At 72.1% G+C, this 21,869-nt stretch carries 19 protein-coding genes; 8 read left to right on the top strand and 11 right to left on the bottom strand.

Features of this window, described 5'->3' with window-relative positions:
* Positions 1–15 precede the first annotated feature (15 nt).
* The 4 genes from OG580_RS28655 (at position 16) to OG580_RS28640 (ending at position 3,144) form a co-directional block, all read left to right on the top strand.
* A complete protein-coding gene (locus OG580_RS28655; RefSeq protein WP_267046534.1) occupies positions 16–621 on the top strand; it encodes a TetR/AcrR family transcriptional regulator in 606 nt (201 codons plus the stop codon).
* 160 nt (positions 622–781) lie between these two features.
* Entirely contained in the window at positions 782–1,465 is a 684-nt protein-coding gene (locus tag OG580_RS28650; protein WP_267048161.1) for a TNT domain-containing protein, read from the top strand.
* The gene (locus OG580_RS28645) at positions 1,462–1,743 is read left to right on the top strand and encodes a hypothetical protein (protein ID WP_267046533.1); all 282 of its coding nucleotides are present in this window, start codon (positions 1,462–1,464) and stop codon (positions 1,741–1,743) included. Before OG580_RS28650 ends, OG580_RS28645 begins: the two co-directional genes overlap by 4 nt.
* A gap of 90 nt (positions 1,744–1,833) precedes the next feature.
* Positions 1,834–3,144, top strand: coding sequence for an ROK family protein (locus tag OG580_RS28640; RefSeq protein WP_267046532.1), 1,311 nt, complete (start codon positions 1,834–1,836; stop codon positions 3,142–3,144).
* A 10-nt stretch (positions 3,145–3,154) separates the two neighbouring features.
* Here OG580_RS28640 and OG580_RS28635 read toward each other — a convergent pair whose 3' ends face one another.
* From OG580_RS28635 to OG580_RS28605, 7 genes are all read right to left on the bottom strand, one after another.
* Positions 3,155–4,798: a transposase gene (locus tag OG580_RS28635; RefSeq protein ID WP_267046531.1), complete on the bottom strand. Its 1,644-nt coding sequence runs from the start codon at positions 4,796–4,798 to the stop codon at positions 3,155–3,157.
* Positions 4,791–5,366, bottom strand: a complete 576-nt coding sequence (locus OG580_RS28630; protein WP_267046530.1) for an IS607 family transposase — start codon at positions 5,364–5,366, stop codon at positions 4,791–4,793. The genes OG580_RS28635 and OG580_RS28630 overlap by 8 nt, the downstream gene beginning before the upstream one ends.
* A 101-nt stretch (positions 5,367–5,467) precedes the next feature.
* Complete coding sequence (locus OG580_RS28625) at positions 5,468–6,604, bottom strand: XdhC family protein (protein ID WP_267046529.1); 1,137 nt, start codon at positions 6,602–6,604, stop codon at positions 5,468–5,470.
* Between the two features lie 44 nt (positions 6,605–6,648).
* Positions 6,649–8,124 carry an NCS2 family permease gene (locus OG580_RS28620; protein WP_267046528.1) on the bottom strand — a complete coding sequence of 492 codons (1,476 nt, stop codon included), beginning with the start codon at positions 8,122–8,124 and terminating at the stop codon, positions 6,649–6,651.
* A gap of 289 nt (positions 8,125–8,413) precedes the next feature.
* Positions 8,414–10,813, bottom strand: a complete 2,400-nt coding sequence (locus OG580_RS28615) for a xanthine dehydrogenase family protein molybdopterin-binding subunit (protein ID WP_267046527.1) — start codon at positions 10,811–10,813, stop codon at positions 8,414–8,416.
* 2 nt (positions 10,814–10,815) lie between these two features.
* Positions 10,816–11,412, bottom strand: coding sequence for a (2Fe-2S)-binding protein (locus tag OG580_RS28610; protein WP_267046526.1), 597 nt, complete (start codon positions 11,410–11,412; stop codon positions 10,816–10,818).
* Between the two features lie 2 nt (positions 11,413–11,414).
* Positions 11,415–12,305, bottom strand: a complete 891-nt coding sequence (locus tag OG580_RS28605) for a xanthine dehydrogenase family protein subunit M (protein ID WP_150264953.1) — start codon at positions 12,303–12,305, stop codon at positions 11,415–11,417.
* A 307-nt stretch (positions 12,306–12,612) separates the two neighbouring features.
* Here OG580_RS28605 and OG580_RS28600 point away from each other — a divergent pair, with 307 nt between their 5' ends.
* Both OG580_RS28600 and OG580_RS28595 read left to right on the top strand, forming a co-directional pair.
* Positions 12,613–14,310 carry a PucR family transcriptional regulator gene (locus OG580_RS28600; RefSeq protein ID WP_267046525.1) on the top strand — a complete coding sequence of 566 codons (1,698 nt, stop codon included), beginning with the start codon at positions 12,613–12,615 and terminating at the stop codon, positions 14,308–14,310.
* A gap of 301 nt (positions 14,311–14,611) precedes the next feature.
* Positions 14,612–15,400 carry a hypothetical protein gene (locus OG580_RS28595; RefSeq protein ID WP_267046524.1) on the top strand — a complete coding sequence of 263 codons (789 nt, stop codon included), beginning with the start codon at positions 14,612–14,614 and terminating at the stop codon, positions 15,398–15,400.
* A 126-nt stretch (positions 15,401–15,526) separates the two neighbouring features.
* On the opposite strand, the gene OG580_RS28590 is transcribed toward OG580_RS28595, so the two are convergent.
* The 3 genes from OG580_RS28590 to OG580_RS28580 all read right to left on the bottom strand — a co-directional run bounded on the left by OG580_RS28590 (position 15,527) and on the right by OG580_RS28580 (position 18,958).
* Positions 15,527–16,366 (bottom strand): DUF6042 family protein, encoded by an 840-nt coding sequence (locus OG580_RS28590; protein WP_267046523.1) that lies wholly within the window; start codon positions 16,364–16,366, stop codon positions 15,527–15,529.
* A gap of 61 nt (positions 16,367–16,427) precedes the next feature.
* Entirely contained in the window at positions 16,428–18,089 is a 1,662-nt protein-coding gene (locus OG580_RS28585; protein ID WP_267046522.1) for a hypothetical protein, read from the bottom strand.
* Positions 18,090–18,163: 74 nt separating this feature from the next.
* On the bottom strand, positions 18,164–18,958 hold the full coding sequence (locus tag OG580_RS28580; protein ID WP_267046521.1) for a GntR family transcriptional regulator: 795 nt from the start codon (positions 18,956–18,958) through the stop codon (positions 18,164–18,166).
* Between the two features lie 192 nt (positions 18,959–19,150).
* Here OG580_RS28580 and OG580_RS28575 point away from each other — a divergent pair, with 192 nt between their 5' ends.
* Positions 19,151–20,026, top strand: coding sequence for a (2Fe-2S)-binding protein (locus OG580_RS28575; RefSeq protein WP_267046520.1), 876 nt, complete (start codon positions 19,151–19,153; stop codon positions 20,024–20,026).
* 204 nt (positions 20,027–20,230) lie between these two features.
* Positions 20,231–21,385, top strand: a complete 1,155-nt coding sequence (locus OG580_RS28570; protein WP_267046519.1) for a DUF2637 domain-containing protein — start codon at positions 20,231–20,233, stop codon at positions 21,383–21,385.
* Between the two features lie 31 nt (positions 21,386–21,416).
* Here the strand turns inward: OG580_RS28570 and OG580_RS28565 are convergent, their stop codons facing one another.
* Positions 21,417–21,821: an ATP-binding protein gene (locus OG580_RS28565; protein ID WP_267048160.1), complete on the bottom strand. Its 405-nt coding sequence runs from the start codon at positions 21,819–21,821 to the stop codon at positions 21,417–21,419.
* Positions 21,822–21,869: the final 48 nt, after the last annotated feature.

The raw sequence follows: 21,869 nt of genomic DNA, 5'->3' as shown, positions 1-21,869 counted from the left end.
GGAATACTGGGCCGGGTGATCGAGACCTCCTCCGCCGACGCCCCGAAACTGACGGGCCGCGGAGCGGCGCGCCGCTCCGCCCTCTTCGAGGAGCTCGTCGCCCTGCTCGTCGGCGAGGGATTCGCCCGGCTCACGCTCGACGACCTCGCCGCCCGCCTGCGCTGCTCGAAGCGCACCCTGTACGGCCTCGCCGGCAGCAAGGAGCAGCTCGTCCGGGCGGCCGTCGTGCACTTCTTCCGGCGCGCCACGGCCCGGGTCGAGGCGGTCCTCGCCGCAGCGACCGACCCCGCCGAACGGCTGGGCGCCTACCTCCGCGCCGTCTCGGCCGAGCTGGCGCCGGTCTCGCCGCAGTTCTTCGACGACGTGGCCGCCTTCGAGCCGGCGGCCGAGGTGTACGAGCGCAACACGCGCGCGGCGGCCGGCCGGGTCCAGCAGCTCATCGAGGAGGGCGTGCGGGCCGGCGTCTTCCGCGAGGTGCACGTGACCTTCGCGGCGGACGTCATCGCCTCGGTGATGGTCCGCATCCAGCGGCGCCAGGTGGCCGCGGCGACCGGCCTGGCCGACGCCGAGGCCTACGACCAGCTCGCCGAGCTGCTCCTCAGCGGCCTCCGCAAGGCCTGAACGACCCCGGGAACGTGAATGGCCGGTTTCGGCCCACGCGCGATCACGCTGCGCACGTGATCGATTACTGTGTGCCGCGCCACTGACCGCCCTCACCCAGGGAGACCTCCGCGTGGAGCGCAGCCGTACCGCCCTCAGGATCCGTGCCGTACTCGCCGCCATGGGCGTCACCGCGGCCCTCGCCGCGGCGCCCGCGGCCCAGGCCGCACCCACCGAGCAGCCCGCCGGAAAGCCCGCCGGGCAGCAGGCCGGATTCGCGTCCGGCGCATCCCTCGCCGCTCCCCCGGAGCCCTGCACCGGGGAGTTCGAGGGCGACAAGCGCCTCGGCCCGAAGTTCCTGCCGAAGAGGTGGCAGGAGCCGGTCGGGCCGCTGCTCAACCGCTACCACCGGACGGGGAAGCTCTCGTCCGCCGACTTCCTCAAGAAGTACTGGGAGGGTCCGGCCGACACGGGCAGCTGGAAGTACCCGCCGAACGACGGCTTCGGCGAGGTCAACGGCAGCGTCGACAAGGCGCCCGAGCTGCTCGCGGAGGGCGAGCGCCTCGACCGCTTCGGCTCGGAGTACGGCTCCTACCTGGCCCCGGCCGGTGACGCCTACGCCCAGCGCGCACTGCCCCCGCAGAACCTCAACACCCGTGACGCCGCCTTCCCCTGCGACTACCACCTGTACGAGGTGACGCGGTCGTTCGTGGTCTGGGAGGGCTCCATCGCGCCCTGGTTCGAGCAGCCGGGCGGCGGCCGCCAGATCAAGCTGGACCCGGCCTTCCTGAACCCGGGCGAGGGGCAGCGCCTCAACGTCAAGTGGCTGCTCGACAACGGCTACCTGGTGCGCGTCCCCGCGTGACCGACCGCCACACGCTGGAACGGGCACTCCGGGAGGCCGGGGTGCCCGACGCGTACTACTGGATCGAGGGCGTCCACGAACCGGCGCCCACCCCGCCCGACTTCGCCTACCTGCGCATGCGGCCGAGCGAGACCGGCGAAGCCGCGACGACCTGGGAGACCGGGGTGTACGAGCGCGGAGCCCACGACCCCGTCGCCACCCACGCCACCGAGGCCGAGGCCTGCGCCCACCTCCGCACGCTCCTGGGCGTGCGACCCGCGCACCCCTCCTCCCCTTAATTCAGAACATGCCTTAATGCTCAAGAGAAATCGCCGCGAGGGCCCCCGCAGCGGTATGTTTCGATGAGGACTACTTCACCAGGGGGCCCAGTGACCACGCGGAACGGCCGCACCGTGCGTGACCTGCGACGCGAGAACCGCACCGCCGTCCTCCAGCGCCTGTATTTCGACGGGCCGACGAGCCGGTTCTCGCTGGGGCCCGCGACCGGGCTGAGCTCGGGCTCGGTCAGCAACGTGGTCGCCGAGCTCGTCGCGGAGGGCCTCGTCGAGGAGGCCGGCAGCGTCGACTCGGCCGGCGGGCGGCCCCGCACGCTGCTGCGGATCACCCCCGGCAGCGGCTGCATGATCGGCGTCGACGTGGGTGAGACCCGGGTCAGGATCGAGCTGTTCGACCTCACCCTCACCGAACTCGCGCGCGCGGAACGCCCGTTGGCCGTGGACTCCGCGCATCCGCACGACCGGTACGAGGTCGGGCTCGTCGTCGGCCTCGTCCGCGAGGGCATCGCGGAGGTGCTGCGGACGGCCGGCGTGGCCACCGAGCGGCTACTGGGCGTCGGCGTCGGCGTGCCCGGCATCGTGGCCCGCACCGCCGAGGACGGAGCCGTCGTGCACGGCCAGACGATCGGCTGGGACGCCGTCCCGCTGGAGCGGCTCCTGCGGGAGGCCGTGGAGCTGCCGGCCTCGGTCCCGTACTGGATCGACAACGGCGCCAAGACGCTCGGCCAGGCCGAGATGTGGTTCGGAGCCGGGCGGGGCGCGCGCAGTGCGGTGGTCGTGCTCTTCGGCTCGGGCGTCGGCGCCTGTGTCGTCACGGACCCGCTGGGGCCGGGCCGGGCGCTCGAATGGGGCCATCTGACGGTACGGGTACGGGGGCGCCGCTGCCGCTGCGGATCCCGGGGCTGTCTGGAGGCGTACGCGGGCGCGGAGGCGCTGCTCGAACGGTGGCGGGAGGCGGGCGGCGCGGCGCCCGCGGGCGCGGACGAGGAGACCGCGCTGACGGCGATGCTGGCCGCCGCGTACCCGGCCGACGCGGAGCGCACACCCGACGCGGCGGCACTCGCCGTCCTGGAGGAGACGGCCGAGTACCTGGGCGCCGGCTTCGGCGACCTGGTCAACCTCTTCCAGCCCGAGCGCATCCTCGTCGGCGGCTGGGCGGGCCTCCAACTCGGCGCCCGCTTCCTGGAGACGGTCAAGGGGTACGCGAAGGAGTACGCGCTCGCGTACCCGGCGGCCCGGGTCCGCATCGAGATGGGCACGCTGGGCCCCGACGCGGTGACGGTCGGCGCGGCGATCCTGCCCCTCGCGGACTTCTTCGCCCGCGGCGGCCGGCGCCCGGAGGCGGAACCGGTCGAGGAACAGCCCGCCTGGGCCTCGACGGTAAGGGAACGCGAGGCCCACTGACCGACCGTTCCTAATCAGTGAGCAGGAGTGAGTCTTGGACCCACACCTGGTCACTGCGGGCATCCCGAACGGTTTTGGGTGCCCTGGTCGCCCGCTTTCGCTCCGCGTCCGGTTGCACGGATCGTGTCCGTGGTCCGGGGATGCGGGGGCGGGTTCCCTCACGCCCCCGTGCACCACGACCGGCCTGGACGGTCCGATGCCCACGGCGATCGCTCTGGTCGTCGTGGGGCGGTGCCGTCCGTCGCCGGATCGGGTGCCCGAGGGCGCGTCGCCCGATCGCGATGCCAGCGGCATCGTGACGGGACATCTTTCGCTTGTTGCTGGTGAGGGGCTCGCGCCAGTGCTGGTCGCCCCACATCGACGTGTACGCCGGGTCGACGGCGACGATCGCGAGGTTCTGCTCGGCGGCCATCGACACCAGCCGGGCTTTGAGCTTCCCGGTCGGCATGCCGGAGATCAGCTGACGGAACCTTTTGCGTCGGCCGTGCTTCTCGCGGGTCTTCTCCTGCGCGAAGTCCAGGTCCTCGATGCCGATCGCTTTGACGCCGCACCTCTTGGCCCAGTGCAGCAGGCGGATGATGGCGTGCCGGATCTGCGCGTCCCGGTGGTCCGCCGACCCGCTGAGGTCGTAGGGGAAGCGGTGTGGTTCGCCGACCGGGTTGCCGTGCCGGTCGAGCAGGTAGGCCGCGAAGTGGTCCGCGTTCGTGTCCACGCCGACCACGCCCTGGGCGCGGGCCGCCTGCAGCGGGATCGTCTTCACCACCGGGCGGGACCAGGCAGCGGTGAGGTACCAGCGGCTCCGCGCTGCTTCGTAGTGGATGCGGTAGGCCACGGCGCGGTTGCCGCTGATGCGGTCTCGCCACTCGTCGCCACGGTGCTGGAACTGCACCTTGGAGGCGAGGACGTACCGGCCACGCGGCGCATTGGCCAGGTGAGCGAGCGGCGCGGGCAGTTTGATAGAGACCTCGCCGCCGGGAGCGACGCGGATCGTCTCGTTCCCGAAGCGTTTGCCGGACTCTCCATCGGCGGCGAGGAACCAGCGCTCCGCTTCCCAGCGTTCCCGCCACTCCAGCTCGGTGAGCTGGGCGGCCTGGAGGTTGTGACGGTTGCGGGCCAGCTTCTTCCCGCCCCGCACGACGTGCACGACACCTGCCTCCCGGTCGGCGCGAGCCGTGTCGAGACGGTGCTCCAGGGTGTGCAGGCGCCGGGACTTTTGGAACCACTCGCCTTTCGACCGGTAACCACCCGGCGCCTTCTTGGTGCCCTTGTCCCCAATGGGCTGCGACAGGCGGTGCATCAACGTGCGCACACCGGCCTCAAGGCCCTGGATGTGCGCGAGCTGACAGCGACGCGACAGTGCCCACTGATCGTGGGTGGCCTTCGTGATGCTCCCGGCCCAGCGGGAAGACGACTGGGCCGTCAGGCCCTGCTTACGGGCCGCCCACCTGTCCTTGTCGTGGTCGTTGCCGTCCGCGCACCGCTGCTTGAGGTCGAGGGACGCGAGAGAGCCCAGGTGCTCACCAATCAGGCAGAGCACCTTCTCATCCTGCGGGGTGAGGCGCTTGAGCCAGTCCCGGATCGCCACACCAGACGGGCCGAGGGCAACGAACGGCGGGGCGATGGCACGCAGTTGCTTCTTCCTGGACTCAGCCATGCTCGGCCGCCTCAAGGGCCTTGCGGGCACGGTTCTTCGCCGAGCGGCGACCGTACAGGCGGGCGCAGAACGACGTCAACACGTCCACGATGTCCTGCACCAGGTCGTCATCGACCTCGCCGTCATCCAGAACCACCAGACGGCGGCCGGTGGTGGACAGGGCCGCTTCGACGAGTTCGACGTTCATGCGGCCAAGTCGGTCCCGGTGCTCCACCACCACGGTGGTCACGTCCGGATCAGCCAGCAGCCGACGCGCCTTCGCGCGGGAGCCGTTCATGCCCGAGCCGGTCTCGGACTCGATCCGCACCACCCGGTGCCCGGCCCTGGCCGCCCACTCCGAAAGGCGCGTCACCTGACGGGCCAGATCGTCCTTCTGGTCGTGGGAGGACACACGGGCGTACAGCCCGACACCGCCCACCACCCCGGGCGTTGCGGCGGCCTCGATGTTCACCAGGATCGTGCGCGGACCCACCCGCTGAGCCGGTACCGGCAACGTCCCCTCACGGAACCAGCGATACGCGGTCTGCGGGTGCACGCCCTGCGCTTTCGCCCACTCCTTGAGGTTCATACATCCGAACGTAACAACACTCATCAAAGTGCACTATCACTCACAAGAGTGACCTGACGAACCAGCAGCTCCCCACCCCCTGCCCGCGCGCGGGGAAGCCCCTAGGCGACGGAGCCGATGCGGCCGTCGGGGGCGTGGGAGCCGTCGTGGTGGATCGGGGTGTGGGCGCCGGTGAGGGAGACGCCGCTGCCGCCGCGCCGGTTGGCGACGATCTCGGCGCCGATGGACAGGGCGGTCTCCTCCGGCGTACGGGCGCCGAGGTCGAGGCCTATCGGCGAGCGCAGCCTGGCGAGTTCGATCTCGGTGACGCCGACCTCGCGGAGGCGCTTGTTGCGGTCCTCGTGGGTGCGGCGGGAGCCCATCGCGCCGATGTACGCGACGGGAAGCTTGAGGGCGGCCTTGACCAGCGGTACGTCGAACTTGGCGTCGTGGGTGAGGACGCAGAGCACGGTGCGGCCGTCGACCTCCGTGGACTCCAGGTAGCGGTGGGGCCATTCGACGACGATCTCGTCGGCCTCGGGGAAGCGGGCCGGGGTCGCGAAGACGGGCCGCGCGTCGCAGACGGTGACGTGGTAGCCGAGGAACTTGCCGACCCGGACGAGGGCGGCGGCGAAGTCGATGGCGCCGAAGACGATCATGCGGGGTGCGGGGACGGAGGACTCGACCAGGAGGGTCAGCGGCTGTCCGCAGCGGCTGCCGTCCTCGCCGATCCCGACGGTCCCGGTGCGGCCCGCGTCGAGCATCGCGAGGGCCTCGCCCGCCGCGGTGCGGTCCAGTTCGGGGTGGCCGCCGAGCTTCCCCTCGTACGAGCCGTCGGGGCGGACGAGGAGGGCGGTGCCCCGCAGCTCGGCCGGTCCGTCGACGATCCGGGCCAGGGCCGCCGCCTCCCCCGTGGCGGCGGCCGCGAGCGCGGCGGGGAAGACCCCGCCGCGCACCGGGGTGACGAGGATGTCGATGATGCCGCCGCAGGTCAGACCGACCGCGAAGGCGTCCTCGTCGCTGTAGCCGAAGCGCTCGACGACGGTCTGCCCGTCGTCGAGGGCCTGCCGGCACAGGTCGTAGACCGCGCCCTCCACACACCCGCCCGAGACCGATCCGATCGCCGTTCCCTCGCTGTCGACGGCAAGGGCGGCTCCCGGCTGCCGGGGCGCGCTGCCGCCGACCGCCACCACGGTGGCGACGGCGAACTCGCGTCCCTGCTCGACCCACCGGTGCAGCTCTTCGGCGATGTCCAGCATCTCGGTTCTCCTCTGGAAGGTGTGGGGAGGGCGGCGGGAGGGCGTCAGCTGACGCCGAGCCAGCTCTCGATCGGATGGATCGCGAAGTACACGATGAAGATCGCGGTGAGACCCCACATGAAGGCCCCCACCTCGCGCGCCTTGCCCTGCGCCACCTTGATGACGGCGTAGGAGATGACACCGGCCGCGACACCCGTGGTGATGGTGTACGTGAAGGGCATCAGGACCACGGTGAGGAACACCGGGATCGCCACGGAGCGGTCGCTCCAGTCGACGTGCTTGGCGTTCTGCATCATCATCGCGCCGATGACGACCAGGGCGGCGGAGGCGACCTCGGCCGGGACGATCGCGGTGAGCGGGGTGAAGAAGAGGCAGAGCGCGAAGAACGCGCCGGTGATGACGGAGGAGAGACCCGTACGGGCTCCCTCGCCCACGCCGGTGGCCGACTCGACGAAGACGGTCTGGCCGGAGCCGCCGCTCACGCCGCCGAGGACACCGCCGGCGCCGTCGATGAACAGCGCCTTGGACAGGCCCGGCATACGGCCCTTGTCGTCGGCCAGGTTGGCCTCGGAGCCGACACCGATGATGGTGGCCATGGCGTCGAAGAAGCCGGCGAGGACCAGGGTGAAGACGATCATGGTGATCGTGATGTAGCCGACGTCGCCCCAGCCGCTGAACGAGACCTCGCCGATGAGCGAGAAGTCCGGTGCGGAGACGGCGCTGCCGTTGAGCTCCGGCGGACCGGAGAACCAGGAGCCCGCGCCCTTGGCGGGGATGTCCGCGACAGCGTTGACGATCATCGCGATGACCGTACCCGCGACGATGCCGATCAGGATGGCGCCGGGGATGTTGCGGGCCTGAAGGGCGAAGATCAGCAGCAGGGTGACGGCGAAGATGAGGACGGGCCAGCCCTGAAGCTCGCCGAGCGGGCCGAGGGTGACCGGGCCACCGCCGGGCGAGGGGTTCTCGTGGACGAAGCCGGCCTTGACGAAGCCGATGATCGCGATGAAGAGACCGATGCCGATGGTGATCGCGTGCTTGATCGCCAACGGGATGGCGTTCATGATCATCTCGCGGAGGCCGGTGACCACCAGGAGACAGATCACGACACCGTAGGCCACACACATGGCCATGGCCTGCGGCCAGGTCATGACGGCGATGACCTGCGAGGAGAGCACACCGGAGACGCTGAGTCCCGCCGCGAGGGCGAGGGGGACCTTGCCCCAGAAGCCCATCAGGAGGGTGGTCACGGCGGCTGCGAGAGCCGTCGCGGTGATCAGCGCGGGCTGGCTGAGGACGTTGCCCGCAACGTCCTTGCCACCGAGGATCAGGGGGTTGAGCAGGAGAATGTACGCCATCGCCATGAAGGTGGTGACGCCGCCGCGGATCTCCGTCGCGACGGTGGATCCTCTCTCCGAGATGTGAAAGTACCGGTCGAGCCAAGAGCGGCCGGCGGGGACGTTGGAGCCGGAGCCCGCGTCCTCCGATGCGGTCTTGGGCTCCACAGAGGACTGGGTCATGGGGCCTACTCCCAAGGTTCAAAGGGGCACCCGCATCAGACTTCGAAGGGTTCTGATCTGGTGAAGCTGCGGGATTTGGGATGCTGCGTGGGCTGCACGACCCGGGGGACGGCCCGAGACGAACGGGTTGAATCGTTACTGCGGGTACTGCGGGTACTGCGGGTACTGCGGGGTGTTGCTGGTACTACGGGGGTGCTGCTGGTGTTGCCGGTGGTGCTGAGCGGGTACTCCGGGCGGCGCGGGCGGGGAAGTGTGACGTTCCTGGGAGGCACACACCGCCCGGAGAGTCCTAGAGGGTGCCGGTGAGCGCCTCGGGGCGGACCGGCGTCTTGTTGAGCTCCAGGCCCGTCGCGGCCCGGATAGCCGCGAGGACGGCCGGGGTGGACGACAGGGTCGGGGCCTCACCGATACCGCGCACGCCGTACGGCGCGTTGGGGTCGGCCAGCTCGAGGTAGTCGACCGGGATGGTCGGCGTGTCGAGGATGGTCGGGATCAGGTAGTCCGTGAAGGAGGGGTTCTTCACCTTCGCGGTCTTCGGGTCGACGATGATCTCCTCCATCACCGCGACGCCCAGGCCCTGGGTGGTGCCACCCTGGATCTGGCCGATGACGGAGAGCGGGTTGAGCGCCTTGCCGACGTCCTGGGCGCAGGCCAGTTCGATGACCTTGACCAGGCCGAGCTCGGTGTCGACCTCGACCACCGCGCGGTGCGCGGCGAAGGCGTACTGGACGTGCCCCTCGCCCTGGCCGGTGACGAGGTCGAAGGCCTGGGTGGGGCGGTGCCTCCACTCCTCCTCGACCTCCACGGCCTGGTCCTCGAGAACGTCCGCGATGGTGGCGAGGACGTCGCCGCCGTCGGTGACGACCTTGCCGCTCTCCAGGAGGAGTTCGGCGTGGGCCCATGCCGGGTGGTACGAGCCGAACTTGCGCCGGCCGATCTCCAGGACCTTCTCGCGGACGATCCCGCAGGAGTTCTTGATGGCGCCGCCGGTCATGTAGGTCTGGCGGCCCGCGGAGGTCGAACCGGCCGAGCCCACCTGCGTGTCCGCGGGGTGGATGGTGACCTGCTGGACACCGAGCTCGGTACGGGCGATCTGCGCGTGGATGGTGACGCCGCCCTGGCCGACCTCCGCCATGGCGGTGTGGACCGTGGCGACGGCCTCGCCGTTGATGACCTCCATGCGGATCCTGGCGGTCGAGTAGTCGTCGAAGCCCTCGGAGAAGCCGACGTTCTTGATGCCGACGGCGTAGCCGACACCCCGGACGACACCCTCGCCGTGCGTGGTGTTGGAGAGGCCGCCCGGAAGGGCGCGGACGTCCGCGTCCTCGCCGGCCGAGAGCCACTGCTGCTCCGGCGGCATCGGGCGGGCCTTGACGATACGGAGCAGCTCGGCGACCGGGGCCGGCGAGTCCACGACCTGGCCGGTCGGCATGATCGTGCCCTGCTCCATGGCGTTGAGCTGGCGCAGTTCCACCGGGTCCATGCCCAGCTTCGCCGCGAGCTTGTCCATCTGGGCCTCGTACGCGAAGCAGGCCTGGACCGCACCGAAGCCGCGCATGGCGCCGCAGGGCGGGTTGTTGGTGTAGAGGCCGATCGCCTCGATCTCGACGTCCTCGATGACGTACGGGCCGACCGAGAGGGACGAGGCGTTGCCGACGACCGAGGCCGTGGACGACGCGTAGGCGCCGCCGTCGAGCACGATCTTGCACTTCATGTGCGTGAGCTTGCCGTCCTTGGTGGCGCCGTGCTCGTACCAGAGCTTCGCCGGGTGCCGGTGGACGTGCCCGAAGAAGGACTCGTACCGGTTGTAGACCATCTTGACCGGCTTGCCGGTGCGGAGCGCGAGGATGGAGGCGAGGATCTGCATGGAGATGTCCTCGCGACCGCCGAACGCGCCGCCGACGCCCGCCATCGTCATGCGGACCTTCTCCTCGGGCAGGCCGAGGCAGGGGGCGATCTGCTTGAGGTCCGAGTGCAGCCACTGGGTGGCGACGTACAGGTCGACACCGCCGTCCTCGGACGGCACGGCGAGGCCGGACTCCGGGCCGAGGAAGGCCTGGTCCTGCATGCCGAAGGTGTACTCGCCGGTGACGATGACGTCGGCCTTCTTGGCGGCCTCGGCCGCGTTGCCGCGGATGATCGGCTGGCGGTGCACGATGTTCGGGTGCGGGACGTGACCGGAGTGGTGGTCGTCGCGGTTCTCGTGGACCAGGATCGCGTCCGGAGCGGTGGCCGAGGCCTCGTCCGTGATGACCGGGAGCTCCCGGTACTCGATCACGATCTTCGCGGCGGCGCGGCGGGCGGTCTCCGGGTGGTCGGCGGCCACGAGGGCGACCGGCTCACCGTGGTGACGGACCTTGCCGTAGGCGAGGACCGGGGTGTCCTGGAACTCCATGCCGTAGTTCTTCGCGGCCGGCAGGTCCTCGTGGGTCAGGACGGCGTAGACGCCGTCCATCGCGAGGGCCTCGGAGGTGTCGATGGACACGATCTCGGCGTGCGCGACGGTGGAGCGCAGGATCTGGCCCCACAGCATGTCCTCGTGCCACATGTCCGAGGAGTACGCGAACTCGCCGGTGACCTTGAGGGTGCCGTCGGGACGGAGGGTGGACTCGCCGATGCCGCCCTTGACGTGGTTCTGGGTGACGTCGGTGGGGGTGCCCACCGGTACGGTGCGTGTGTTCTGAGCCATCGTCAGACCGCCTCTCCCTGACGCTCCTGGCGCGCGGCCGCGAGGCGGACCGCGTCGAGGATCTTCTCGTAACCCGTGCAGCGGCAGAGGTTGCCGGAGAGCGCCTCGCGGATGTCCGCGTCCGTCGGGGACGGGTTGCGCTCCAGCATCTCGTCGGCCGCGACCAGCAGGCCGGGGGTGCAGAAACCGCACTGGACGGCGCCGGCGTCGATGAACGCCTGCTGGATCGGGGAGAGTTCGACACCCTCACCGGTCTGCGAGTCCTGTCCGGGCTTCGCCTCCCACCGCTTGGCGGCGTCGAGCGAGGTGCCACAGGTGCCCGTGGCGCAACCGGCGTGCTCCGCGCGGTCCTTGGCGAACTCGGCGAGGCCCTCGACGGTGACGACCTCGCGGCCCTCGACCTGGCCGGCGGCGACGAGGCAGGAACAGACCGGCACGCCGTCGAGGCGGACGGTGCAGGAACCGCACTCGCCCTGCTCGCAGGCGTTCTTGGAGCCGGGCAGGCCCATCCGCTCACGCAGGACGTAGAGGAGGGACTCGCCCTCCCAGACGTCGTCGGCTTCCTGGGGACGGCCGTTGACCGTGAAATTGACGCGCATGGTTATGCAGCTCCCTCAAGCGTGCGACCGGTTCCGCGGTACTGCTCCCAGGTCCAGCCGAGCTGGCGGCGGGCCATGATGCCGACGGCGTGGCGGCGGTACTTGGCCGTGCCCCGGACGTCGTCGATCGGGTTGGCGGCGCCCGAGCAGAGGTCGGCGAACTGCTTCGCGATCGACGGGGTGATGATCTTGCCGTTGTCCCAGAAACCGCCTTCCTCCAGAGCCGCGTTCAGGAAGGCCTCGGCCTCCTTGGCGCGGATCGGGGTCGGCGCGGCGGAGCCGATGCCGGTGCGTACGGTCCGGGTCTCCGGGTGCAGGGCCAGGCCGAAGGCGCAGACGGCGATGACCATCGCGTTGCGGGTGCCGACCTTGGAGTACTGCTGGGGGCCGTCCGCCTTCTTGACGTGGACGGTCTTGATGAGCTCGTCGGGCTGGAGCGCGTTGCGCTTCACGCCCGTGTAGAACTCGTCGATCGGGATGAACCGGCTGCCGCGGACCGACTCGACCTCGACCTCGGCGCCCGCGGCGAGCAGGGCCGGGTGGGCGTCGCCGGCGGGCGAGGCGGTGCCGAGGTTGCCCCCGACGCCGCCGCGGTTGCGGATCTGCGGGGAGGCGACCGTGTGCGAGGCGAGTGCCAGGCCCGGAAGCTCGGTCCGCAGGTTCTCCATGATCTGGGTGTACGGAACGGACGCGCCGAGGCGGACGTTCTCCTCCCCGACCTCCCACTCTCGCAGCAGCTCGATACGGTTCAGGTCCAGGAGGTACTCGGGGCGCCGGTGGTCGAAGTTGATCTCGACCATGATGTCGGTGCCACCCGCAATGGGCACGGCCGTGGGGTGCTCGGCCTTGGCGGCGAGCGCCTCCTCCCAGCTGGCGGGGCGAAGGAAGTCCATGGTGGCTCTCTTCTAGTGCTTCTAGTGATCGGGGGTCGAACGCATGGGCCCGGGGGGACGGCCGGCCCTCGACTTCATGTTCATGTGCTGTTAACGCGGTGTGTGGCCTAGTACACAAGCCCACGCTCACCCGGGTGCAGTCACCGAAAACATGAAGGAGTTGGCTGGTGCCCGTCGTCGTCTTGTAGATTCGAACGAAAGGCGGAGAACGGCAACCTCTCCGTTTTCCCCTGGAAACGGTGGCACCACGCCACCGTCGACAACACGACACCCACGACCACCCACTCGAAGGAACGGCGGCGACACGATGCGGCTGCGCGCACTGCTGGAGAACGACGCGCTGGGGCTGCGGCTGCTCGGCGGCGACGACGAGCTGGACCGCACCGTCCGCGGTGTGATGACGACTGACCTCAAGGATCCCAGCCGGTACCTGTCCGGCGGCGAGCTGGTGCTCACGGGCCTCGCCTGGCTGCGGGACGCGGCCGACGCCGAGCCCTTCGTCCGCATCCTGGCCTCGGCCGGGGTGGCCGCCCTCGCGGCGGGCGAGGCGGAGCTCGGCGACATCCCCGACGATCTCGTACAGGCGTGTTTGCGCCACCGACTGCCGCTCTTCGCGGTGAACGAGACCGTTGCGTTCGCGACGATCACCGAGCACGTTGTTCGACAGGTCTCCGGCGAGCGGGCGGGCGACCTGGCCGCCGTCGTCGACCGCCACCGGCGGCTCATGACCTCGGGACCCGCGGGCGGCGGCCCCGAGGTCGTCCTCGACCTGCTCGGCTCCGACCTGGACCTGCGGGCCTGGGTCCTGTCCCCCACCGGCCGCCAGATCGCGGGCGCGGGCGAGCCCCTCGACAACGGCCTCGCGGCGACCCTGGCGGGCGAGCACCTGGCCGCGACCCGGACCGGCCGGCGCGGCCCGCACCGGCTGAACCTCGCCGGATCCACGTACTCGCTCTTCCCGATCCGCAACACCGGCCGCGGCCCGGCCCCCGCCTCCCGGGACGTGCGCGAGACGGTCCTGTCGGACTGGCTGCTGGCCGTCGAGGCCGACGCCGGGGACTGGCCCGCCGCCCGTCTCGACCTGCTCCAGGGCGTCACCCAGCTGATCGCCGTCGAGCGGGACCGGCGCGACGCGGCCCGTACGGTACGCCGACGGCTCGCCCAGGAGGTCCTGGAGCTGGTGCAGACGGGCGCCGCGCCCGCCGAGATCGCGGCCCGTCTGCGGGTCGCCGCGCCGGTGCTTCTGCCCGGCCTCGGCTCGGCCCCGCACTGGCAGGTCGTCGTCGCCCGCGTCGAGTGGGAGCAGGAGGCCGGCCAGGGCACCGCCGTGGACGGCGGCCCCGTCGCCCAGGCGCTCCTGGAGGAGATCCTCGTCGACCCGGCGACCGTCGGGGCCGAGTCCGCCGACCGGATCGCCGTCGCGCACAGCGGCGACGAGGCCATCGCCCTGGTCCCGCTGGCCTCCGCGCCGCTGCCGGACAGCGAGGACGAGGGTCCGGCGACCGCGCTGGGCCTGCACGCGGACGCGCTGCTCGCGGCCGTACGCGCTCCGCTCTCCTCCGGCCTCGCCGACGACGGGCGGCTCACGCTGGGCGTCAGCGCGGCCGTGCACTCGGCGGAGGGCCTGCGCGGGGCCCTGGAGGAGGCCAGGCACGCCCGCCGGGTCGCCGCGGCCCGTCCGGGCCGGGTCTGCGCCGCGGGCCACCACGAGCTCGCCTCGCACGTTCTGCTGCTGCCGTTCGTCCCGGACGACGTCCGCCGCGCGTTCACGGCCCGGCTGCTGGACCCGCTGCGCGACTACGACCGGCGCCACCGCGCGGAGCTCATCCCGACCCTGGAGGCGTTCCTCGACTGCGACGGCTCCTGGACGCGCTGTGCGACGCGGCTGCACCTGCACGTGAACACGCTGCGCTACCGGGTGGGTCGGATCGAGCAGCTCACGGGCCGCGATCTCTCCCGTCTGGAGGACAAGCTCGACTTCTTCCTGGCCCTCCGGATGAGCTGATCCAGGGGCCGCCCCCCGCTGCCGGATTCACTCTTTCGGAGGAGTCCATGGGAGTGGCGTCCGGCCTGATGGCGGCCTGTCGGCCGGGGTGGCCGACGGGCCTCGCGGGGGCCTGATCACGGGCCCCACGGCCATCTGACGGGCAGTCGACCACCGCCCGGACGACGACGTCCGCACGAGCCGGACTCTTGTGAAAACTTTCACCTGACCCCTTGGCCAGGTACTGCCCTTCGTGCTGAGATGCGCTTCTACTCAACAGCTCAATGGCGCGCTCGGGGAGGGCAATGTGGCGGATACCGCCATGTCTGGTTCCGAATCAAGGGGCGGCGGAGATCCGTCCCTCGCCTATGGCAAGGAGACTCCCGTGGAGACCGCCATATGGCGGCTCCGCTCCCGAGGTTGCTGGACGGACGCGGCCGCGCTGCTCGCCCCGTACGCGACCGAACCGGCCGCCGCGCTCGAACGGGCGGCCCTGCTGATCGAGCGCTGCCTCTACACCGAACAGGGCTGGGCCGACGCCGAGGAGGCGCTCCGGGCGGCCGAGGCGGTCACCCGTACCGACGAGGAACGCGGGGCCGCGGCCTGCGAACGCGGCTATCTCGCCTACGCGTCCACGCTGCTCGGGGTACGCGACCGGGCGGACGAGGCCCGGATGGCCCTGGGCCGTGCGGCGGCCCTGATCGGCCCCTCGGCCGACGGCAGGCCGCTGCTGGACTTCCGGCGCGGGCTCATCGCCCAGAACCTGGGCGACTCCCCGCAGGCGGCCCGGGCCGCGTACCGCAGGGCGCACGCGGGGGCGACGGCCCAGGGGGACTCGCTGCTGCTCTCCTCCACCTGGCGCCATCTCGCCGGACTCGCCCTGCGGGAAGGCGAGTTGGCGGAGGCCCGGCACGGCTTCGCCGAGTCGCTGCGGATCCGCGAGGAGCTGGGCTACCTGGTCGGCACGGCCCCGGCGCTCACCGCCCTCGCCGACACGGAGACGGAACCGGAGGCCGGCCGGCTGCGCGCCGAGGCCCGGCGGCTCTTCCGCCTCCTCGGCGGGGTCCCGACCTGGCTCTCGACCCAGCTGGCGCCCCGCCCGGCGACCTGAAGTCGCTGACGGAGACGTCTGCTTGATGTTCCGTCAAACGGTCTGCCGATGTGCCCCCTTGCTGCGGTACGGGGGCACATCGGCACCGGTCGTCGGCCGACGAACGCACGTGCCTCGTCAGTCCTGTTACGAGAGCCCGTCGGTTCGCGCGACGACGAAGTGGTTCTCGTCGTAGTGGTCCCAGTCCAGGACGAGATGGAAGCGCTGGTGGTCCTGGAGGTCCCGCGCCGAGGCGACCGGTACACGGGGGACCCCCCGGTACAGGCGGGCGTCCCCCTCCTCCACCAGATCGTCGAGCGCGGTGCGGAGGTCGTCGGGGTCGAGGCCCGTGGTCTCGGCCAGTCGGCCCGGCGTGGTGAACAGCTCCCCGGGGCGGCCGAGGCCGTCGTCGAGGTACCGGGCCAGGGCGTGCTTCCACGGCGCGACGGCGTCACTGCGCCGCAGCGCCCGGAAGGTCTCCCGCAGGCGCTCGGGGAGTGCGAGGACGTCCTCGGGGAGCGGCAGGCGCTCCGGCATCGACCACCGGCCGTCGGTCGTACGGGCGATGCCGAGCGCCACCATCGTGTCGACGAGGTCGCGGATCGTCGCCGGAACGGGGAACCCGCCCGCCCGGAGGGCGTCTTCGCACGCCGCCCGGTGAGCCGCCGTCTCCGCCCGGAGCCGGGCCTCCTCCTCGGCGCCCTCCGCGTACGCGAGATCGTCGGGCTGCAGCCAGAGCACCGGCGAGTCCAGGTCCTCCCCCAGGCCCCGCAGGAAGGCGGCGAGCGAGTCGCCGAACAGCTCCCGCACGACCTCGTCGAGCGTCCCGGTCACCGGCCGTGTCGCGGCCGTGCTCAGGACCATGCACATCAGGAAGGCCTGGTGCCGTGGCAGTACGTGCGGCCACCCGACGGCGAACCAGTCCTGGTGCACCGCGATGTCACCCTCGCCGGCCTTGCTCTCCCCGGCGTCCCGATCAAGCGTCATGGTCGTTCTCCCCTATGTCAGCGGCATACTCACCCGCTCAACAGCCGCCGGGCGGCGGAGGTCACCGTTCGGGCGATGATCGGAAGAACTTCTCCTTCGCCGCCGGTACGAGGCACACCAGGCTCTCGTCGGTTCCGACGAGCAGCGCGCCCCCGCCGGTGACCGCGACCGCGCGCACCGGCGGGCCCGGGCGGAAGGAGAGCGTCGGGCCGCCGTCCGGGCGGTGGAGCTCGACGAGGCCGTCGGCCCAGGCCACGGCGACCACCGGGCCGTAGGGGGTCTCCGTCGCATGCAGGGAGACCACCGGGGAGCGGCGTTCCGCGAGGGGTTCGGGACGCGGGTCGCGCCCCGGGGTCCAGAGCCGGACCGTCCCGTCGACGCCGCCGGAGCAGACGAACGGGGTCTCGGACTCGACGGCGGTCACCGCCGTGACCCGGCCGCTGTGCGGGGCCGCCTGGTGCAGGCCCGTCAGCCCGAAGGCGTGCACGGAGCCGAGCCGGTCCCCCACCACCACCGAGCCGGCGATGGCCGCGAGGGCCGTGCCCGGGTGGCGGGACAGGGTCTTCGAGACGGCCTCGGTGAGCCGTTCCAGGTACGGGGCCCTGGGCACCGTTCCCCGTACGGAGTGCAGCCTGCCCCGCTCGTCCAGGAGCAGCACCGTGCCGTCCGGGGAGGGTGCGAGCGCGGTGACCCGGCCGGGGACGGTGTGCGCGAGGCGCCCGGCGGAGCTCGCGTCGGCCTCGTGGAGCAGGCGCACGGTGCCGGTGCGGTCGCCGACGAGCAGCGTGCCCTCCAACGGGCCGCCGGCGGCGCCGAGTACGGCCACCGGTCCCGGCCACGGCGGCGTCAGGTCACCGCGGTTGCGGGCCCACCGCAGGCGCCAGGCCGCGCCGTCGGCGAGCTCGGCCAGCGCGGGCCGCAGCCGGGGGTCGGCGCCGTCCCCGAGCGCGGCGAGCAACACCAGCGCCCGGTCCGCGGGGTCCTGTGCGCGACAGAGCGACTGACCGGCCCGCAGCCAGGCGGACCTGAGTCCCCCGTGGTCGTCAACCACGCCCCCGTCGGAACCGTCACCGGATCCGGTGACGTACGCGGTGGTGACGAGCAGGGGGTCGGCCGCGCAGACGGCGAGCGGGTCGGAGAGGTCGGGCAGCGGGCGTACGGGCTCCGCCGGGGCGCCGTCGGCGGGCGCGGGCTCGCCCTCCAGGTCCACCACCGTCGCCCGGCGCGCGGAACGCAGGGCCTCGGGGGCGGGGCTGTCGGTCCGGGCCTCGACGACGAGGCGGACCCGCCCCACCTCGGCGAGGTCGCCGATGAGCTCGGTGAGCGCGGCCGGTTCGGCGGCGGCGTGGAGGTCCGTCAGGAGGAGGACGGCGCGGCCCGAAGGACGGGCCTCGCTGGTGGCGAGGGCGTGCACGAGCTCGTCGGGTGACCTGGCCACCACGCCGAGCCGGTCGGCGATCGTCCAGGTCGCGCCGAGCGCGCTCTGCCCGGCGAGCGGGACGAGTGCCCGGGGCGTGCGGCGGCGCTGCCGGCCGGCGCGCGGGCCGTACTGGGCGAGCCAGCCGAGCAGGGCCGTCTTGCCGCTGCCGGGGGCGCCGGTGACGAGGCAGAGCCGGGGCGCCTCGGGGTCGGTGAGCCAGCCGAGCAGGGCCGCGGCCTCGGGTTCCGTACCGGTGACGGCTCGGCGTCCCTCCCATGCCGGGGGCGGGGTCGCGGACGGCATGGGGCACCTCACGGACGATGCGGTACGGGCGGGCTGTCGTCAACGACCTTAGTGCGCCGGGCCTCGCCGGGTGATCAGTACTCGGAACCGGCGAAGTGCTCTCGTACGAGTGACTCGACGACCGGCAGGTCCTGGGCGATCAGGGCGTCGAGCAGGGCCGTGTGCTCGGCGGCGTCGGCGACGAGCTCGCCGTGGCGGAGGACGGGGGCGCTGATCAGCGGCCACTGCGAGCGCCGGTGGAGGTCGTCGGCGACGGCGAGCAGCTGGGCGTTCCCGGCGAGGGCGAGGACCGCCCGGTGGAAGGCCCGGTCGGTCTCGGCGTAGTGGGCGCGGTCGCCCCGGGCCGCGGCGGCCCCGGTCGCCTCGGCGAGCGGGCGCAGCCCGGCCCAGCGAACGGCCGGGACCGTGCGGGCGAGCCGCAGCATGACGGGGACCTCGATGAGCGCCCGGACCTCGGCGAGCTCGGCGAGCTCGCGCGGGGTGCGCTCGGTGACACGGAAGCCGCGGTTCGGCACGACCTCGACGGCCCCTTCGACGGCGAGGCGCTGCATGGCCTCGCGGACGGGGGTGGCCGAGACGCCGAAGCGCTCGCCGAGGGCGGGGCCGGAGTACACCTCGCCGGGGACGAGCTCGCCGCTGACGAGCGCGGTACGGAGGGCCTGGAGGATCTGGTCGCGCACGGAGTGCCGCTGGACGATCCGCGAGCCCGGGACGCCCGGCTCACCGGAGGGGTGCTCCCCGCGGGCCTGTTCCGGTACGCGTACGGCTTCCTCCCGCGCGCGCGGGAGGTCCCGCGGTGCGCGTGCGGCGTCGCCGAAGGGCGGGTACGGCTTCCCCGTCGCCCGCTCGCGCGCTGCGCCCTGCTCCACCCGGGTCCTCCTGCGGCCTCGTGCTGGGCCCGGCTCGCGATACCCGGGTCCCCTGTGCACCATAGGCGAACGGACCGACATATGGGGCACGCGGGCCTCTCCCGCAAGGCAGGGGGCTGTCGGTGGTGAGAGGCGATCGAGATTCGGGTAAGGTAAGGCTAACCTGCTAACGATCGCGATTCGGTGGTCCGCATGACCGTCCCCGCCCTGTTGCCCGCACCCCTCACCTCGCCCGTCGCGGCCTCTTACGCCCGGCTCGCCGAGGTCTTCTCCGGCCTGCGGATAGAGGAATCGGCCCGGGGCGAACGGCTGCCGCGCGGTGCGGGCTGGGTCGGCGCCGAGGAGCTCGCGGCCGGCGGACCCGCCCTCGACGCCTTCCTCGCCTGGGACAACGCCCAGGTGCTGCGCGACTACGGCACCCAGGCCCGCCCCGACGTCGTCGCGAGCTTCGGACTGCACCGTTACGCCTGGCCCGCCTGCCTCCTCGTCACGGTCCCCTGGTTCCTGCACCGCAGGGTGCCCCGGCTGCCCGCCCGGAACGTGTCGTTCCAGCGGACGCTGGGACGGATGACGGTCCGCGTGGAGGAGTTCGCCTGCCTGCCGGACGACCCGGCGGCCACGCTGCCCGGCGCCCGGGTCGTCGCGGACGAGGAGGCCCTGCGGGCCGAGGTGCGCGCCTCGCTCGCCGAGCACTTCGAGGCGGTGCTCGGCGGTTTCGGGCCCCGGATGAAGCGCGGCCGCCGGGCCCTGTGGGGGATGGCGACGGACGAGATCGTCGAGGGCCTCTGGTACATCGGGTCCCTGCTCGGCGAGGAGGACCGGGCGAGGGCCGAGCTCGAACTCCTCATGCCCGGCACCACCGCCACCCGCAAGCCGCACAAGCCGTACGCCGGCTCCGCGGGCTTCCGCGAGCTGGCCGGCTCCCAGGCCGCCGACGGCACCCCGCGCACCACCCGCGACCGGGTGACCTGCTGCTTCTTCTACACGCTGCGCCCCGAGGACACCTGCCTGACCTGCCCGCGCACCTGCGACGCCGAGCGCGTGCGTCGACTGGCCGCGACCGCCTGAGGCTCCCGGGTGATTACGCCACCCGCACGGGTGGCGTAAATCGAACGCAATTCCCTTTCCCTGTGCAGGCGTTCGACCAGATCGCACCTATTCGTATGCCCTGGCACCCCGATGGCGTGCTCTTGCCCGGAAACCCCTTGAGCGCCGCACGGGGTCGGCCAGTATGGGCCGCCAAACGCCCTACTGCGATGCAAGGGACACCGCATGAGACTGACCGACATATCGCTGGACTGGCTGCTTCCGGGCGGCGTGATGGTGGCCGGAGTCCTGACGGCGGTGGCGGTGCTCGCGCGCGGGAAGCGCGCCGGTGACCAGGCCGCGGCCGAGGACTCCTGGGAGCGCAACGAGGAACGCCGCCGACGCAAGGAGGCGGTGTACGGAACGGCTTCCTACGTTCTCCTCTTCTGCTGCGCCGCGGTCGCTGCGGCACTTTCCTTCCACGGACTCGTCGGTTTCGGCCGGCAGAACCTCAACCTCTCCGGAGGCTGGGAGTACCTCGTCCCCTTCGGCCTCGACGGCGCCGCCATGTTCTGCTCGGTCCTCGCCGTCCGCGAGGCCAGCCACGGTGACGCGGCGCTCGGCTCACGGCTGCTGGTCTGGCTGTTCGCCGGCGCGGCCGCCTGGTTCAACTGGGTGCACGCTCCACGCGGCCTCGGCCACGACGGGGCACCGCAGTTCTTCGCGGGCATGTCCCTCTCGGCGGCGGTCCTCTTCGACCGGGCGCTCAAGCAGACCCGCCGGGCCGCGCTCCGCGAGCAGGGCCTCGTACCCCGCCCGCTGCCGCAGATCCGCATCGTCCGCTGGCTGCGGGCGCCCCGGGAGACCTTCGCGGCCTGGTCGCTGATGCTCCTGGAAGGCGTACGGACGCTGGACGAGGCGGTCGACGAGGTGCGCGAGGACCGACGGGAGAAGGAGCAGAACCGGATCCGCCGGCGCGACCAGGTCAAGCTCGACCGGGCACGGCTCAAGGCGATCAACCGCCAGCACCGCTCCTTCGGGCTCGGCCGCGGCGGCGGGGGCGGCGACCGTCAGGTCGAGATGGCGGCGCTCAACGCCGCCACGGGCGCCGGTACGGGCCCGGGTTCCGGATCGGGTGCGGGCTCCGGCTCCGCGACGGCGTCCGTGCAGGCCGCCGTCGCGGAGCCCGCCATAGCGGATCCGGGACAACTGCCGCTTCGACCCCGGCCCTCCCTGCAAGCCGTGAGGGGCGCTGAGCCCCGCACGGGAGACACCCGTGGCACGGATTACCGTGCGGACTCCCGGATGGTGGACCTCACCGCCGAGGACGACACCCAGACACTGCCCCGCCTCGACTCCCTCGAGCGCAAGCTCAAGGACCTCGAGCAGCAGTTCGGCTGAACGGACCCACGGAAACCGGCGGGGCCGCCTCTCAGGCGGCCCCGCCGTTCAGTTCGAACCACACCACCTTGCCCACCTCGTGGTCCTCGACCCCCCAGGAGTCGGCCAGGGACTGGACGAGGACGAGCCCCCTGCCGTGCGTACCGTCGTCGGCGGGCGGTACGTGCGGCCGCGTGAGCCCGGGTACGAAGTCCCGGACCTCGACCCTGAGTTGCTCGGGGACGACCGTCGCGGTCACGACGGCCCCGTGCTCCGTGTGGATCAGGGCATTGGTCACCAGCTCGCTGGTGAGCAGTTCGGCCACGTCGGAGGCGCCCGGTCCGCCCCATGTCCGCAGCAGTTCACGCAAGGCATGCCGCACCTCCGGCACCGCGGTGAGATCGGCGCATCCCACCTTCCTGAGCAGTTGAGTCGGCTGTCGCGCCTCCCCGGCCATAACCCCCACCCATACGTCGTCGAACAGGCTCACGGGGATGCATGCCCC

It is taken from the genome of Streptomyces sp. NBC_00094, assembly GCF_026343125.1.
Lineage (GTDB): Bacteria > Actinomycetota > Actinomycetes > Streptomycetales > Streptomycetaceae > Streptomyces.
Note: the sequence above shows the minus strand (reverse complement) of the source record. Positions and strands in the feature narration are given on the sequence as shown.